Origin of the sequence: Samsonia erythrinae (assembly GCF_004342665.1) — a bacterium.
GTDB classification, from domain to species: Bacteria; Pseudomonadota; Gammaproteobacteria; order Enterobacterales; family Enterobacteriaceae; genus Samsonia; species Samsonia erythrinae.
Map to the genome: position 1 here is coordinate 77,774 of NZ_SMBY01000007.1, position 14,862 is coordinate 92,635.

Here is a 14,862-nt window from a genome sequence, read left to right on the forward strand (position 1 = left end):
TCCTATTATTATCATAATTTATGATGGTTTTTATTTAGCTACGTTACCATAAAGCAGCCTCATTACTCTTTCTTTATATTTTAGCATCGATCTGCCATATGATGTCCATTCTCTCTCTAGTGTACCCTCTTTTGCGTTGATTGAACTAATGAAATCAGAAAAATTGCGTTGAGTCCCTCTGTTGTAGCGAGAACCTACCACAATCAATTGTTCATCGGTTAGATAGAGAGTATTGTTTTTTGGATAATCATATTTGATTAAATCATAAAGGTGTTGTGCAACCATGGTTAAATTGAAATTATCTTTTTGTAAGCAATTTGATATATATATGATTTCTGTGTGACTTAAGTTTTTTGGGTCTTTTCCAAAAATCTTTGCGACTATTCTTATTTGCATGGCAATAACGCCCATTGAAGTTTTTTCGGGACGAGAGGTTATTGTCAAGTTGTTGTCCATCCAGTCATTACCGAGATAATCAAATTGTCTTGCCATTAACACATTGTATTTAAAGTAATCCGGCATTCCACCAGCTTCAGTTCTGGCAACTAACGCCAGGAGAATGGCTGGTATTTTGTATTGGCTAGCTATTTCTTTTATCTTTTCTTTATGAAACAGGATATATCCATCTTTATATTTATTTAAATAGTCGGAGCCACCAAAAGATTTCCACCAAAGGACATCAATTGAAGACCATTTTGGATAATTTTTCGAAGATGATTGCTCGCAATCGCAGTAGTCTCTCATGAAATTGAAACCTGTCATTAATATATTAATACATGTATTCAGTTAGTATGCTATATCCTGATGTACCTGCTATATTATGCTGGCAGGTTATACTTTCGTAACGAAAGGCGATGGTTTCAAATGGTTGAACATCATTATGCGTCAATGAATTAGGGTTTTGATTTGATATGTTTACAATAGATGCTTTTTTTAAAGTGATTGTCATGTAATTTTCTTGCGAACCACTGGAGGACGTTCTGTAATAATTTTTCTCACATTCAAGAAGTTCGTTATTCGCTATGCTGGTTAATAATAGAGGTGTTGCTTTGTCAATAGCCTTTGTTATTGAAAATGGATGATGATTTACATTTCTATCTCTTGATAAGTCGTGGTTTGTAGCATAAATAAATATCTCATCCTCATGACCTGATATATGCTTATTTCCTAAAGAGTTAATACTTAGACAACCTTCAGATATAGATCCTTGTGTTTCTCCATTTATTTTCATGAAAATAGAATTGGCCATCGTTATAGTCCTTTGTATCAAATCATTTAATAATTATGTTATAACTTGTTTTTATTTTAAATAAAAGAGGTTAATTAACTTTTTAATTGGGAATTCGCAGTGCGAAACTAGTCCAACAACACACTATTAACTATATCTTATTGTTTTTAAACGCCATCGTGGTTTCTCTGTATGGCATCAAGTAATAGGCTTATTTCATTACTGTGATAATAATATGTTTGTATAATATATTGATAGTTGTTTAATGACAGCACCTCGCTCAATTCATGAGCATGTATGCGCACCAATAAATGGTAGGATTGAATATGTTATTCGCAGTCCCGCCTTAACGCTGATTGGTCTGACTATCATGGATTTACCATCCCATTCACCACTGCCACATCACCCATATATGAGGGATGAAACCAGAAAAATTTTTCAGTCGGCGACCGCGGTTTTAGCAGCGGTTTTAAAGTTGAAGTCTTTTTCATCTCGGCGTAACATGCGCGCATCATTATTCTCGGAGGACCGACGCCTTGGACACCCCCAGTCGATGCTGGCTCACTAACCTGTTCATTAGGTACAACTTCTAAGGCTATCTTCCGATGCTGATAGCCTTCGTGGTTGTCAGCGATGCTGTTTTTGTCGCAACGAGTCAGATCCGTCGAACGGACTGAAACCTGTTGGTGACACCTCACCTCTCGTTTCTGTGCTTCAATCGCGTTGTCCATCTCTGCTACTGAAAGGGGAGCTATGGCCCATGCTGAGCGCATTTAAACTGGATAATTGCCGTTTATCTCGTCTGGAATTGGATGACTCCGATGATCTCACCAACTCTGTCTGGGTCGATTTGATCGAACCGGAAGACGGTGAGCGTGAAAGGGTACACACAGAGCTGGGGCAAAGCCTGGCCACCCGCCCGGAACTGGAAGACATTGAAGCGTCGGCGCGTTTTTTCGAAGATGAAGACGGCTTGCACATCCACTCCTTTTTCTTTTTCGAAGATGCTGACGATCACGCCGGTAACGCGACCGTGGCGTTTACCATTCGCGGTGGCCGCTTGTACACCCTGCGCGAGCGTGAACTGCCCGCATTCCGTCTGTACCGTATGCGCGCTCGCAACCAAACGCTGGTAGACGGCAACGCGTATGAACTGCTGCTCGATCTTTTCGAGACGAAAATCGAGCAACTGGCGGACGAAATCGAGAACATCTACAGCGATCTGGAGTCGTTGAGCCGCGTCATTATGGAAGGGCGTCAGGGTGAAGAGTACGACGATGCGCTGTCCACACTGGCGGAGTTGGAAGACGTCGGCTGGAAAGTTCGTCTGTGCCTGATGGATAGCCAACGCGCGCTGAATTTTCTGGTGCGCAAGGCCCGCTTGCCGTCCGGGCAGTTGGAGCAGGCGCGCGAGATCCTGCGCGATATCGAGTCTCTGCTGCCGCACAACGAATCGCTGTTTCAGAAGGTGAACTTTCTGATGCAGGCGGCCATGGGCTTCATCAACATCGAGCAGAGCCGGATTATCAAGATCTTCTCCGTGGTGTCTGTGGTGTTCCTGCCGCCGACGCTGGTGGCGTCCAGCTATGGTATGAACTTTGAGTTTATGCCGGAGCTGAAGTGGTCATTTGGCTATCCGGGGGCGATCATTCTGATGATCCTTGCCGGGCTGGCGCCTTACCTCTATTTTAAACGCAAAAACTGGCTGTAAGTTTTTACCGCTGCGCCTGATTGTGGTTGATCATCAGGCGCATTATGCGTCTTCCCCTGACTCAAATCCCTTTTCGTTCAAGCGCGTCTGAACGGACGATTCCTGTTTATTCTCTACCTATTCTGTTTAGAATGGTGAACCGCTTTTCACTTCTTGAAACAGGTCGTGCGCATGAAAGGGATGTCGCCGTGGGCACAATGGGTAACGCTGTTATCGATCTCGTTGATACTGGGGTTCGGGCTACAGGTTTACCATATTCCCGCCGCGTTATTGCTGGGGCCGATGATGGTCGGCGTCGTCATGGGCTTAAATGGCGCGACGATCCGCATCCCGTCCGTCTGCTTTGCAGGCAGTAATGCCGTTCTGGGCTGCCTGGTGGCGCAAAGCCTGTCATTTTCTATCTTGCAGCCGCTGTTAAGTGAATGGCCGCTGGTGCTCTTTATTTTGCTGGCGACGCTGGCCGCCAGCGGGCTATCTGGCTGGCTGTTGGTCAAATTTAGCGAACTGCCCGGAACCACGGGAACCTGGGGCGCATCACCGGGCGGCGCGTCCGCGATGGTCGCGATGGCCGGGGAATTCGGCGCAGATGTGCGGCTGGTGGCTTTCATGCAATATCTACGCGTGCTGATGGTCACTGCGTCGGCGGCGTTTGTGGCGCGTCTGAGCCTGGGCGATGAGGCGGCGGAAAACAGCGCCATGCTGGTCTGGTTCCCTGAGCTGGATTGGCGTTTTCTGGCGACGCTCGGCGTGGCGTTCGGCAGCGCGTGGCTGGGGCGACGCCTGCGGATCCCCTCCGGAGCGCTGCTGGGGCCGATGGTGATCGGCTCAATGCTGCATGCCAGCGGCACCCTGCACCTGCAAACCCCGGAGTGGCTACTGGCGCTGGCCTATGCCTTTATCGGTTGGAGCGTAGGACTCTGCTTTACCCGCCCGATCTTTTTGCTGGCGATACGCACATTGCCGCACATGATGGCGTCGATTGTCGGGTTGATGCTGCTGTGTGGCGGCATGGCGTGGATGGTGACGAAAATGATGCCGGTGGATATGCTGACCGCCTTTCTGGCGACCAGCCCCGGCGGGCTGGATTCGATTGCGATTATTGCCGCAGGCAGTCGGGTCGATATGGCGTTTGTGATTGCCATGCAGACGCTGCGGCTGTTTTCAACGCTGTTGTTCAGCCCGATGTTTTCTCGCTTTATTTCCCGTCGTGTTGAGGATGAGGCGATGTAACCGGCGTGCGTCGCAGCTTGCGCTGCGTGTAAAGCGCATCCAGAATGAATAGCCCCAGCGCACCCCAGATAAAGGCAAACGTCACCAGTTTGTCGCTGCTAAACGTCTCGCCGTAGAAGACTACTGCCAGCAGGAACATGATTGTGGGGCCGAGATACTGGAAGAAACCAAGCGTCGATAGACGAAGGCGCATCGCCGCCGCGGTGAAAAACAGCAGCGGCACCGTGGTGACGATACCCGCCGAGATCAGCAGCAGATTCAGCGACCAGGGATTGGTGGTCAGATGACTGGTTGGCGTATCGGCGATAAAAAACAGATAAACGACGGCGACGGGCAGCAGCCACAGCGTTTCGATCAGCATGCCGGTTTGCCCGTCGATACCAATCTTCTTACGCAGCAGGCCGTACAGCGCAAAGCTGAATGCCAGTCCCAGCGCGATAACCGGCAGCGATCCGAATGTCCACAACTGAACCAGCACGCCCGCCACGGCGAGCAGCACGGCCAGCCATTGCAAACGGCGAAAGCGTTCTCCCAGAAAGATCATGCCCAGCATGACGTTGACCAGCGGGTTGATAAAATACCCCAGACTGGCTTCCAGCATGTGATGGTTGTTAACCGCCCAGATGAACAACAGCCAGTTTCCGCCGATCAGCACCGCGGTGAATGCCAAGAGCAACAAATGCTTGACGTTGCGGCAGGCATAGCTCACCTGACGCCATTTCCGGCCGAGCGTCAGCAGGATCAGCATAAAGAAAAAAGACCAGATAATACGGTGCGTCAGTATTTCATCCGGTGGAACGTGCTCAAGCAGCTTGAAGTAAACGGGAGCAATTCCCCAAATAAAATACGCACCGAGGGCGAAAAATATCCCCTCACGGGGTTGTTGCGCGTTCATGGATAACTCGATAAAGACGGCGGGAAAACACCAAGTTTACCCAAAACAACGGTCGCTTTCACATAAAGTGTTCGTGACAGCATTATCCGACAATATAGGTGGCGGTGGCGCTGGCCAGATGCGATCCCCGTTCGTTATGCAGCTCGGCACGGGCCACGGCGATTTTGTTGCCGCCGCGTAGCAGCGTACTGGTGAGCGTGAAGTGGTCGCCATAGCCCGGGCGCAGATAATCGACCCGCATATCAATGGTGCCCATGCGCGCAAGCCGGTGATGAAATTCCTGCATCTCTATCGATTCGTGGCGCAGCAACGCATTGCCGACGCAAACTAATCCGGCGGCGACGTCCAATCCGGCGGCAATCACGCCGCCATGCAGAATCTTTTGTGCCGCATTGCCGATAAGCTTATCTTGCCGGGCAAACGTCAGGACGGCTTTATCGGCGTCAAACTGCCGTAGCTCAAGGCCGAGCTCGATGTTGAATGGCATGTTGTAAATGAAAATTTCACCAACACGCTGGCGCACGGTATCTCTGGTTAATCGCGTTCCCTGCATGGAGGGGTCGTCAGCCATAGTCGTTTTCCACCCGAATGAGAAACACGCCTTAAATGTAGTTTGTTTGATGCATTTTGGTTATTAAGATGTTTATTCTGTGCGCTTATTTTGTTTTTTTTCCAGAAAAGACTGAGAAACGGGTGGTGACAATTCAAACGCTGTTGAACGGTGTAGAATGACGGGTTTGAGTGGGGAACGCGTTATCACTGTTTATTGGGATCAACGAACGCCGGAGAAAAATATGTCGGAGAAACTGAATGCGTAAAAAAGTACTCGTACTGACAGCATTGCTGATGGCACAGGCTCATGCTGAAGAAACAATCAACGCACCTGCGCCAAATCAACCGGCGGTACGTGGCAGCATTATCGGCAGCCTGTTACAGGAGCATGATACCCCGTTTGTTCTCTATCCTTATGAAAGCAATTATTTACTGTACACCTATACCAGCAACATCAATAAAACCGCGATACAAAGCGATGACTGGGCCAAAAACGCCCGTAAAGATGAAGTGCATTACCAGCTGAGTCTGGGGTTCCCCCTCTGGCGCGGCATTCTGGGGGATAGTTCGTTGCTGGGCGCGTCCTATACGCAGCGCTCATGGTGGCAGTTGTCGAATAAGAGCGAGTCTTCTCCGTTCCGTGAAACCGACTATGAGCCACAGGTCTTTTTGGGCTGGGCAACGAATACCTCCTTCGCGGGCTGGACGCTGCGGGATGTGGAAGTGGGTTTTAATCACCAGTCGAATGGCCGTTCCGAACCGACGTCGCGCAGTTGGAACCGCGCGTATGCCCGCCTGATGGCGCAGAACGGCAACTGGCAGGTTGATGTAAAACCGTGGATCCGTTTCTCCGACAGTCAGGACGATAACCCGGATATCACCAAATACATGGGGCATTACCGCTTGCGCGTCGGCTATGTGTGGGGAGACAGCGTATTTAGCGCGGAAGGCCGCTATAACTGGAACAGCGGCTACGGCGGCGGCGAACTGGGCTGGAGCTACCCGTTGACGCGCCATGTCCGTTTCTACACCAAGGTCTTTAGCGGCTACGGCGAATCGCTGATTGACTATAACCACCGCCAGACTCGCGTCGGCGTTGGGATAACGCTGAATGACATGTTCTGACGCGTGCGTGTTTTCGCGATGGTCGTTTTAACCATGGTCGTTTTACCAAACTAACCATTGCAGTTTTACCCAACGGCGCTGAAAATAGCGCCTGTTTGATTTCATTGAATTGGGGAAGGCGTGTCTACGGCGGAAGTATTGAATAAGGAAGCGCTGGCGGCGCAGGTTCTGCGGGACACGTTCGGCTACCAGCAATTCCGACCGGGTCAGCAGGAAATCATCAGCGCGACGCTCAGCGGGCAGGATTGTCTGGTCATCATGCCGACAGGCGGCGGCAAGTCGCTGTGCTACCAAATCCCCGCACTGGTGATGGACGGGCTGACGCTGGTTGTGTCTCCGCTGATTTCGCTGATGAAAGATCAGGTTGACCAGCTTCAGGCTTATGGCGTCTCCGCCGCCTGCCTTAACTCGACGCAGACGCGCGAACAGCAGCTTGAGGTGATGGCGGGCTGCCGCACCGGTCAAATCAAGCTGCTGTATATTGCGCCGGAGCGCCTGACGACGGACAGCTTCCTCGATCATCTCGCCCACTGGCAGATCGCACTGATCGCGGTGGATGAAGCGCACTGCATTTCCCAATGGGGGCACGATTTCCGCCCTGAGTACCGCACGCTGGGACAGATTAAACAGCGTTTTCCTCATCTGCCTTTTATTGCACTGACGGCCACCGCGGACGAAACCACGCGTAACGATATCGTTCGCCTGCTGGATCTGCGCTCGCCGCTGATTCAGATCAGCAGCTTTGACCGCCCGAATATTCGCTATACGCTGGTGGAGAAGTTCAAACCGCTCGATCAGCTCTGGATGTTCGTGCAGGGACAGCGGGGAAAAAGCGGCATCATTTACTGCAATAGCCGCTCGCGCGTAGAGGACATTTGCGCGCGTTTGCAGGCGCGCGGACTGAGCGCAGGGGCGTATCATGCCGGGCTGGATAATGAGCGGCGCGCGCAGGTGCAGGAAGCCTTTCTGCGTGACGATCTTCAGGTCGTGGTCGCGACCGTCGCGTTCGGTATGGGGATCAACAAGCCGAATGTGCGGTTCGTGGTGCACTTTGATATTCCGCGTAATATCGAATCCTACTATCAGGAGACCGGGCGCGCCGGGCGTGACGGCCTCGCCGCGGAAGCCGCGTTGTTCTACGATCCGGCGGATATGGCGTGGTTGCGCCGCTGTCTGGAAGAGAAACCCGCCGGTCAGCAATTGGATATTGAGCGCCATAAACTCAATGCGATGGGCGCGTTTGCCGAAGCGCAGACCTGTCGCCGTCTGGTGCTGCTGAACTATTTCGGTGAAGGACGCCAACAACCCTGCGGCAACTGCGATATTTGTCTCGATCCGCCAAAGCGCTATGACGGGCTGGTGGACGCGCAAAAGGCGCTCTCCTGTGTGTATCGTGTCGGTCAGCGTTTTGGTTTGGGCTATATCGTCGAGGTGCTGCGCGGCGCGAATAACCAGCGTATTCGCGATTTCGGCCATGACAAGCTGCCGGTGTATGGGATTGGTAAGGACAAATCGCAGGAGCATTGGGTCAGCGTGCTGCGTCAGCTGATTCATCTGGGCCTGCTGACCCAAAATATCGCGATGCACACCGCCCTACAGCTTACCGAGTCCGCACGTCCGGTACTGCGGGGGGACGTGCCGCTGCAACTGGCGGTACCGCGCGTGATTAATCTGAAACCGCGCGCCAGTCAAAAATCCTACGGCGGGAATTACGATCGCAAGCTGTTTGCCAAGTTGCGTAAGCTGCGTAAATCTATAGCGGATGAAGACAATATTCCCCCTTACGTGGTGTTCAGCGACGCGACGCTGCTGGAAATGGCGGAACTGATGCCGATCACCGCCGGCGAGCTGTTGAACATCAACGGGGTGGGACACCGCAAACTCGACCGTTTCGGTACGCCTTTCATGAATATGATCCGCGATCATGTCGATAATGATGACGAGTAACCCCTGCGGCCTTGCCCATGTGCGTCATCTTTTTTTCATATCATGATGGGCTTATTTGACGCTTTATTCATGTCGTAACAGGAAAACCAATATGATGATGCTGTTCCTGACGGTGGCGCTGGTGCATTTTATTGCGCTGATGAGCCCGGGGCCGGATTTCTTTTTCGTTTCCCAAACGGCGGCGAGTCGTTCCCGCCGGGAGGCGATGATGGGCGTGCTGGGGATTTCTCTGGGGGTTATGGTCTGGGCGGCGATCGCGTTGCTGGGGCTGCATCTGTTGTTGCAAAAAATGGCCTGGCTGCATACGGTGATTACCGTCGGCGGGGGATTGTATCTGTGCTGGATGGGCTGGCAGATGCTGCGTTCGGCGCGCAGCAAGGCGCAGTTGGAGACCACGCAGGAGGTTGCCGCGGTTTTGCCGCGGCGCGGCAAAACGTTTATGCGCGGGTTGCTGACCAATCTGGCAAACCCCAAGGCGCTGGTCTATTTCGGCAGCGTGTTTTCCCTGTTTGTCGGTGATGGCGTGGGCGGCGGCGCACGCTGGGGACTGTTTGCGTTAATTGCGATAGAAACGCTGCTGTGGTTTAGTCTGGTTGCGCTGGTGTTTGCGCTGCCTGCCATGCGTCGCGGCTATCAGCGGCTGGCGAAATGGGTGGATGGCGCGGCAGGCGTGCTGTTTACCGGCTTCGGCCTGCACCTGATTTTCTCTCGCTAGCGGTTCCCGTTGCGAAACCGGCACGCTGTCTCAATCAGGTTTTTTTCGCCGTGGCAAGTAACGCGCCGACCAGCACAAACAGCGAGCCAAATATCCGGTTGAGCAGCTTCATTTGTCGTGGCCCTTGCAACCAGCCGGCGATGCGTGTCGCCAGCGTGGCGTAGCCAATCATCACGATGATATCGACGACAACGGTGGTGATACCCAATATCAGATACTGCGCGGCCTGCGGCTGATGGGGAATAATGAACTGCGGGAACAGCGCGGCGAGAAACACGATGCTTTTCGGGTTGGTCAGGTTCACCAGCACCGCGCGTTTAAACAGTTTGCGACGCGGCATGGCGCTGGCGAGCGCCTGAAGGTTGAGCGAGCCGGCGGCACGCCATTGCTGGATCCCCAGCCAGATCAGGTAAGCCGCGCCCAGCCATTTCAGCAGATCGAAAGCCAGCACCGACTGGTTAAGCAGCGCGCCCAATCCCATACCGACCAACACGATATGAATCGCCAGCCCAACTTGCAAACCACAGATCGAGGCCGCCGCGCCGCGATAGCCGTGGCTGATGCCGGTGCTCATGGTGTTGATGGCGCCCGGGCCGGGTGCCAGGCTGAGAATCAGCGTTGTGAGTAGATAAGTTAACCACCAGTCCAATGTCATAAAGCATGCCCCTGAATCGCGTTTTGTATTACGAGAGTCTGTCTGTTTTTTATGTCACAATACGCTGGTGCTCTACCGCTTGTCATGTTCTTCCGCTAGCTTTAGTTTTTCTGCGTCACCGGAGAGGTTTGATGGTTCAACGCCGCAATACGTTGTTTACGTCTGAAGGGATAACGTCTGAAGGGTTAATCTCGAACCTGTTAACGCGAGAAGCGCAGTTCGCCGCTTTTGCTACCGGAGAATTACTGGATTTCTGGCGTCAGCGCGAAGAGGGCGAATTCTTCGGCGTTGATGATGTGCCGATCCGGTTTGTGCGCTTCACGGCGCCTCAGCACGACAACCTCGTCGTTGTCTTCCCCGGCCGTATCGAAAGTTATGTCAAATACAGTGAGGTCGCTTACGACCTCTTTCACGGCGGTTATGATGTGCTCATCATGGACCACCGAGGGCAAGGGCGATCAGGACGGTTGTTGCAGGATCACCATCGCGGACACGTGCTGCGCTTCAGCGATTATGTTGATGATGCCGAAACGCTCTGTCGGCACCATATCGACCCACAACGTTATATCCGACGGTTTGCGCTGGCCCATTCAATGGGGGGCGCGGTGTTAACACAATTGCTGATCCGCCGACCTGGGATGTTTGACGCTGCGGCGTTGTGCGCGCCGATGTTTGGCATCCGGTTGCCGCTTCCTCATTGTGTGGCCGGGTGGATTGTCAACTGGGCGGAGCGACACCCGGCGATGCGTGATTATTACGCCATCGGTACCGGGCAGTGGCGTCCTCTGCCTTACCGTATGAATGTGCTGACGCACAGTCGCGAACGTTACCAGCGCAGCGTCCGCTTTTATGCGGACTCGCCGGATTTGCGTGTAGGCGGCCCCACTTACCATTGGGTAAGAGAGGCTATGCTGGTAGGGAAGCAATTGCTGACACAGGCCGAGTCTTTTACTACGCCGCTGCTGTTGCTTCAGGCGGAAGACGATCGTGTGGTGGATAACCGCAGTCAGGATGCGTTTTGTCAGGCGTTGGCGCAGCGCGGATATCCCGATTCACAGGACGTCTTGCAGGTGATCAAAGGGGCGCGGCATGAAATTCTGTTCGAAACGGATAACCTGCGCGTTCAGGCGTTGGCGCTGATTCTGGCGCACTTTGCGCGCCATCATTAATTCTTGCGGCGAGTGCCGCCACAACACCAGAAGTGAGATTTCATCGTTATGTACCATGTCGTTGCTTCCGATTTAGATGGCACTCTGCTGTCACCCGATCACGCGTTGTCCCCGTTTGCGAAAGAAACCCTCAGGCTACTGACGGAAAAAGGGATTCACTTTGTGTTTGCTACCGGACGGCATCACATGGATGTCGCGCAGATCCGAGATAATCTCGGGATCAGCGCGTTTATGATTACTTCGAATGGCGCGCGGGTACACAACGCGCAGGGCGAGCTGATTTTCAGTCACAATCTGGATCATGACATTGCCCGCGATCTTTACAACGTCGTGCACAATAACCCCGATATGCTGACGCACGTTTATCGGGATGATGAGTGGTTTATGAACCGCCCGCGTGCGGAAGAAGAGCGTTTCTTCAAAGAGTCGATCTTTAAATACAAGCTGTTTGAGCCCGCGCTGCTGGAAACTGATGGTGTCAGCAAAGTATTCTTTACCTGTGATTCCCATGAACAGCTGTTGCCGCTGGAAGATGCGATCAACGCGCGCTGGGGCGACCGCGTCAACGTGAGCTTTTCGACGCTCACCTGTCTGGAAGTGATGGCGGGCGGCGTGTCTAAAGGTCATGCGCTGGAGCAGGTGGCGAAGATCATCGGCTTCTCGCTCAAAGAGTGTGTGGCGTTTGGCGATGGCATGAACGACTACGAAATGCTGTCAATGGCGGGTAAAGGCTGCGTGATGCAGAACGCGCATCAGCGTCTGAAAGATTTACTGCCCGATTGTGAAGTGATTGGTTCTAATGCGGACAACGCGGTGCCGCATTACCTGCGAGAACTTTTTCTGAAATAAGCTGAGCATCATTGCGCCGATGTATTATCGGGCACGTGGTGGCCGGTGGCAAAGCCGAACGTCAGCGATCGCTTAAGGATCGAGATACCGAGGGCGACCACGGTGCGAGGCATCCCTGGGAGCCTCATCATCGTGTTTCCCTCTCAATCCATGTTTAAGTGACCAGCATGAGAACTTCAGCGTGGTTTTTTCAGGAAATCGACCGCTTTGTCGGGAAAATCAGTGAACAGTCCGTCAACATCCGCCTGATAGTAGAGAATGCCGTAGAGCCGATCGATATTTTTCGCGTATGGCGGCAGCCTGTCGGCTCTTGCCGTAAACGGATGAACCCGAAGTTTACGCTGGTGGGCCTCTTTCACCCTATCGGTAATGATGATGTTGTCCGGCGTCGAACCTGTCTGGATGAGCATGTGGTAGTCCGGGCCGATGCCGTCGGCATAGGTCGCGATCTGTTTCATTGCTCCGGGCTGCTGCATCCAATCATAGTTATAATTCACCCACGTCCCATCGGCCTGCTTCTCGTAGGTTTCATGCCAGTCGGTATAGGCAATCAGTTGAATCAGGTTGAGATCCATCTTCATCTGCGGCAGCAATTCGGTTTTGATGCGCTTTAGCTCTGCAACATCAAACGATTGCAGGAAAACCTTATCGCTTTTCTGCGTATAGCCATACTGCTTTAACACCGACAGCGTTTCACGGGCGATGTCTTTTCCTTCCTGATGGTGAAACCACGGCGCTTTGATTTCAGGATAGAGGCCGATGTTCTTGCCGGTTGAGTGATTCAAACCCTGAATTAGCTCAATCTCTTCCTGAAAGGTATGGATACGGAAGTCGGATTTCCACATCGGGAAACGGTTTGGGTAGTGCTGTACCTGCTTGCCGTCTTTGATGTCGAACCCTTCGGTGAACTTCAGCGATTTAATCTCTTTGAGCGTGAAGTCGATAGCGTAAAAGCGGCCATCTTGCCGGGCCCGTTGAGGAAAGCGTTCTGCGACATCCGTCACGCGATCCAGATAGTGGTCGTGCAGGACGATAAGCGCGTTATCTTTAGTGAGCACCAGATCCTGTTCCAGATAATCGGCCCCCTGAGCGTAGGCCATCGCTTTGGCGGGGAGCGAATGTTCAGGCAGATAGCCGCTGGCGCCGCGATGGGCGATCACAATCTTGTCGGTTGAGGAAACCGAGGTACCGGCGTGACTCGAAACACTAAAGGATACAGAGAGCGCGAGGGCGGCGAGCAGGGATGTTGCGGTAACGTTCATGCGATCAAACCTCTTTCTGTTAAGAGAAGGCGGCGTCATCAGGACGCCGCCAGAGGGAGGCTGACGAGCGCGGGTTAAGCGCGATGGGCTAATTCAGCCTTATGCTTTTTCTCATTCAGCATAACAATAACCAGCAGAAGTACCGCCAGAATACTGCCGCCGATCATCACCATAAAGCCGCCGTCCCAACCGAAGAAATCCACGGTGTAGCCGACGATGGCGCTGGCCGCAACGGAGCCGCCGAGGTAGCCGAACAGGCCGGTGAAGCCCGCCGCCGTCCCTGCCGCTTTCTTCGGCGCCAGCTCCAGCGCGTGCAGACCGATGAGCATCACCGGGCCGTAAATCAGGAAGCCGATAACGATCATACAGGTCATATCCACGCCCGGATTACCGGCCGGGTTCATCCAATACACGATGGTCGCAATGGTGACCAACGTCATAAAGAACACGCCCGTTGCGCCGCGGTTGCCTTTAAACACTTTATCGGACATCCAGCCGCACAGCAGCGTGCCCGGAATGCCGGCGTATTCGTACAGGAAGTAAGCCCAGGAGGATTTATCCAGCGCGAAATGTTTAACTTCTTTCAGGTAGGTCGGTGACCAGTCGAGGATGCCGTAACGCAGCAGGTAAACGAAGACGTTGGCGATAGCGATATACCACAGCAGCTTGTTTGGGAAAACGTACTGCATGAAGATCTGTTTCGCCGTCAGTTCTTCTTCCGCTTTTTCATTGTAATCAACCGGATAATCGTTCTTGTACTCTTCGATTGGCGGCAGGCCGCAGGATTGCGGTGTGTCACGCATCAGGGCAAACGCAATCAGCGCAACCAGGATGGCGGCGAAGGCCGGCATATAGAGGGCGGCTTTCCAGTCGTTGAACCACGCCATGCCCAGCAGGAACAGCAGCGGTGGAATACCGCCCCCGACGTTGTGGGCGCAGTTCCAGATGGAGACGATCCCGCCACGCTCTTTCTGTGACCACCAGTGAACCATGGTGCGTCCGCACGGCGGCCATCCCATCCCCTGAAACCAGCCGCACAGGAACAGCAGGACGAACATAATCGCGATGCTGGATGTCGCCCACGGCACAAAGCCCATGAACAGCATCACGGAGGCGGCCAGAATCAGACCCGCAGGAAGAAATACGCGTGGGTTGGAGCGGTCAGATACCGAGCCCATGATGAATTTGGAAAAGCCGTAGGCGATAGAAATCCCCGACAGTGCGAAACCCAGATCGCCGCGGGAGAATCCCTGCTCGATCAGGTAAGGCATGGCTAATGCAAAGTTTTTACGGACCAGATAATAGGCGGCGTAGCCGAAAAAGATCCCCATGAAGATCTGCCAGCGCAGGCGACGGTAGAGGGGATCGACACGATCCTGTGATACGCGGGGCTGGTGGGCTGCGGGCCTGAAAATACTCAGCATAGATATCTCCAATGCGAAAAAAAACGATAACTTTTTTGTTCTATTACGAACGTTATTGTAGGGGGTTAGCGTGGAAATGGCTGTGATTCATCACGCTAAT

General features: G+C 52.9%; 16 protein-coding genes. 8 read left to right on the forward strand and 8 right to left on the reverse strand.

Annotated elements, in window-relative coordinates; all coding sequences use genetic code 11:
* Positions 1-30 precede the first annotated feature (30 nt).
* Entirely contained in the window at positions 31-744 is a 714-nt protein-coding gene (locus tag EDC54_RS12175) for a hypothetical protein (protein ID WP_230514511.1), read from the reverse strand.
* Between the two features lie 25 nt (positions 745-769).
* Positions 770-1,249 (reverse strand): Hcp family type VI secretion system effector, encoded by a 480-nt coding sequence (locus EDC54_RS12180; protein ID WP_132456544.1) that lies wholly within the window; start codon positions 1,247-1,249, stop codon positions 770-772.
* Positions 1,250-1,764: 515 nt separating this feature from the next.
* Between EDC54_RS12180 and ysgD the strand changes: the two genes are divergently transcribed.
* The 3 genes from ysgD (at position 1,765) to EDC54_RS12190 (ending at position 4,169) form a co-directional block, all read left to right on the forward strand.
* The gene (gene ysgD / locus EDC54_RS18260) at positions 1,765-1,821 is read left to right on the forward strand and encodes a YsgD/CorL family protein (protein WP_380895501.1); all 57 of its coding nucleotides are present in this window, start codon (positions 1,765-1,767) and stop codon (positions 1,819-1,821) included.
* Positions 1,822-1,988: 167 nt separating this feature from the next.
* On the forward strand, positions 1,989-2,939 hold the full coding sequence (gene corA, locus EDC54_RS12185) for a magnesium/cobalt transporter CorA (protein WP_132456546.1): 951 nt from the start codon (positions 1,989-1,991) through the stop codon (positions 2,937-2,939).
* 171 nt (positions 2,940-3,110) lie between these two features.
* Positions 3,111-4,169 carry an AbrB family transcriptional regulator gene (locus EDC54_RS12190; protein ID WP_132456548.1) on the forward strand — a complete coding sequence of 353 codons (1,059 nt, stop codon included), beginning with the start codon at positions 3,111-3,113 and terminating at the stop codon, positions 4,167-4,169.
* Here EDC54_RS12190 and rarD read toward each other — a convergent pair.
* A complete protein-coding gene (rarD, locus tag EDC54_RS12195) occupies positions 4,135-5,064 on the reverse strand; it encodes an EamA family transporter RarD (RefSeq protein ID WP_132456550.1) in 930 nt (309 codons plus the stop codon). The genes EDC54_RS12190 and rarD overlap by 35 nt on opposite strands.
* Before the next feature lie 82 nt (positions 5,065-5,146).
* Entirely contained in the window at positions 5,147-5,617 is a 471-nt protein-coding gene (locus EDC54_RS12200) for a thioesterase family protein (protein ID WP_165904307.1), read from the reverse strand.
* Positions 5,618-5,874: 257 nt separating this feature from the next.
* Between EDC54_RS12200 and pldA the strand changes: the two genes are divergently transcribed.
* The 3 genes from pldA (at position 5,875) to rhtC (ending at position 9,403) form a co-directional block, all read left to right on the forward strand.
* Positions 5,875-6,741, forward strand: a complete 867-nt coding sequence (gene pldA / locus EDC54_RS12205; RefSeq protein ID WP_132456554.1) for a phospholipase A — start codon at positions 5,875-5,877, stop codon at positions 6,739-6,741.
* Positions 6,742-6,861: 120 nt separating this feature from the next.
* Positions 6,862-8,688 carry an ATP-dependent DNA helicase RecQ gene (gene recQ, locus EDC54_RS12210; RefSeq protein WP_132456556.1) on the forward strand — a complete coding sequence of 609 codons (1,827 nt, stop codon included), beginning with the start codon at positions 6,862-6,864 and terminating at the stop codon, positions 8,686-8,688.
* Positions 8,689-8,779: 91 nt separating this feature from the next.
* Positions 8,780-9,403 (forward strand): threonine export protein RhtC, encoded by a 624-nt coding sequence (gene rhtC, locus EDC54_RS12215; RefSeq protein WP_132456558.1) that lies wholly within the window; start codon positions 8,780-8,782, stop codon positions 9,401-9,403.
* Positions 9,404-9,437: 34 nt separating this feature from the next.
* Here rhtC and rhtB read toward each other — a convergent pair whose 3' ends face one another.
* Entirely contained in the window at positions 9,438-10,058 is a 621-nt protein-coding gene (gene rhtB, locus EDC54_RS12220; RefSeq protein WP_132456560.1) for a homoserine/homoserine lactone efflux protein, read from the reverse strand.
* 131 nt (positions 10,059-10,189) lie between these two features.
* Here rhtB and pldB point away from each other — a divergent pair, with 131 nt between their 5' ends.
* Both pldB and yigL read left to right on the forward strand, forming a co-directional pair.
* Positions 10,190-11,227, forward strand: coding sequence for a lysophospholipase L2 (pldB, locus tag EDC54_RS12225; RefSeq protein ID WP_132456562.1), 1,038 nt, complete (start codon positions 10,190-10,192; stop codon positions 11,225-11,227).
* 48 nt (positions 11,228-11,275) lie between these two features.
* A complete protein-coding gene (gene yigL, locus EDC54_RS12230; protein ID WP_132456564.1) occupies positions 11,276-12,076 on the forward strand; it encodes a sugar/pyridoxal phosphate phosphatase YigL in 801 nt (266 codons plus the stop codon).
* An 8-nt stretch (positions 12,077-12,084) separates the two neighbouring features.
* Here yigL and EDC54_RS18150 read toward each other — a convergent pair whose 3' ends face one another.
* The 3 genes from EDC54_RS18150 to glpT all read right to left on the reverse strand — a co-directional run bounded on the left by EDC54_RS18150 (position 12,085) and on the right by glpT (position 14,762).
* A complete protein-coding gene (locus EDC54_RS18150) occupies positions 12,085-12,207 on the reverse strand; it encodes a hypothetical protein (RefSeq protein ID WP_268991107.1) in 123 nt (40 codons plus the stop codon).
* A 45-nt stretch (positions 12,208-12,252) separates the two neighbouring features.
* Positions 12,253-13,338, reverse strand: coding sequence for a glycerophosphodiester phosphodiesterase (glpQ, locus tag EDC54_RS12235; RefSeq protein ID WP_132456566.1), 1,086 nt, complete (start codon positions 13,336-13,338; stop codon positions 12,253-12,255).
* 74 nt (positions 13,339-13,412) lie between these two features.
* Positions 13,413-14,762 (reverse strand): glycerol-3-phosphate transporter, encoded by a 1,350-nt coding sequence (gene glpT / locus EDC54_RS12240; protein WP_132456568.1) that lies wholly within the window; start codon positions 14,760-14,762, stop codon positions 13,413-13,415.
* Positions 14,763-14,862: the final 100 nt, after the last annotated feature.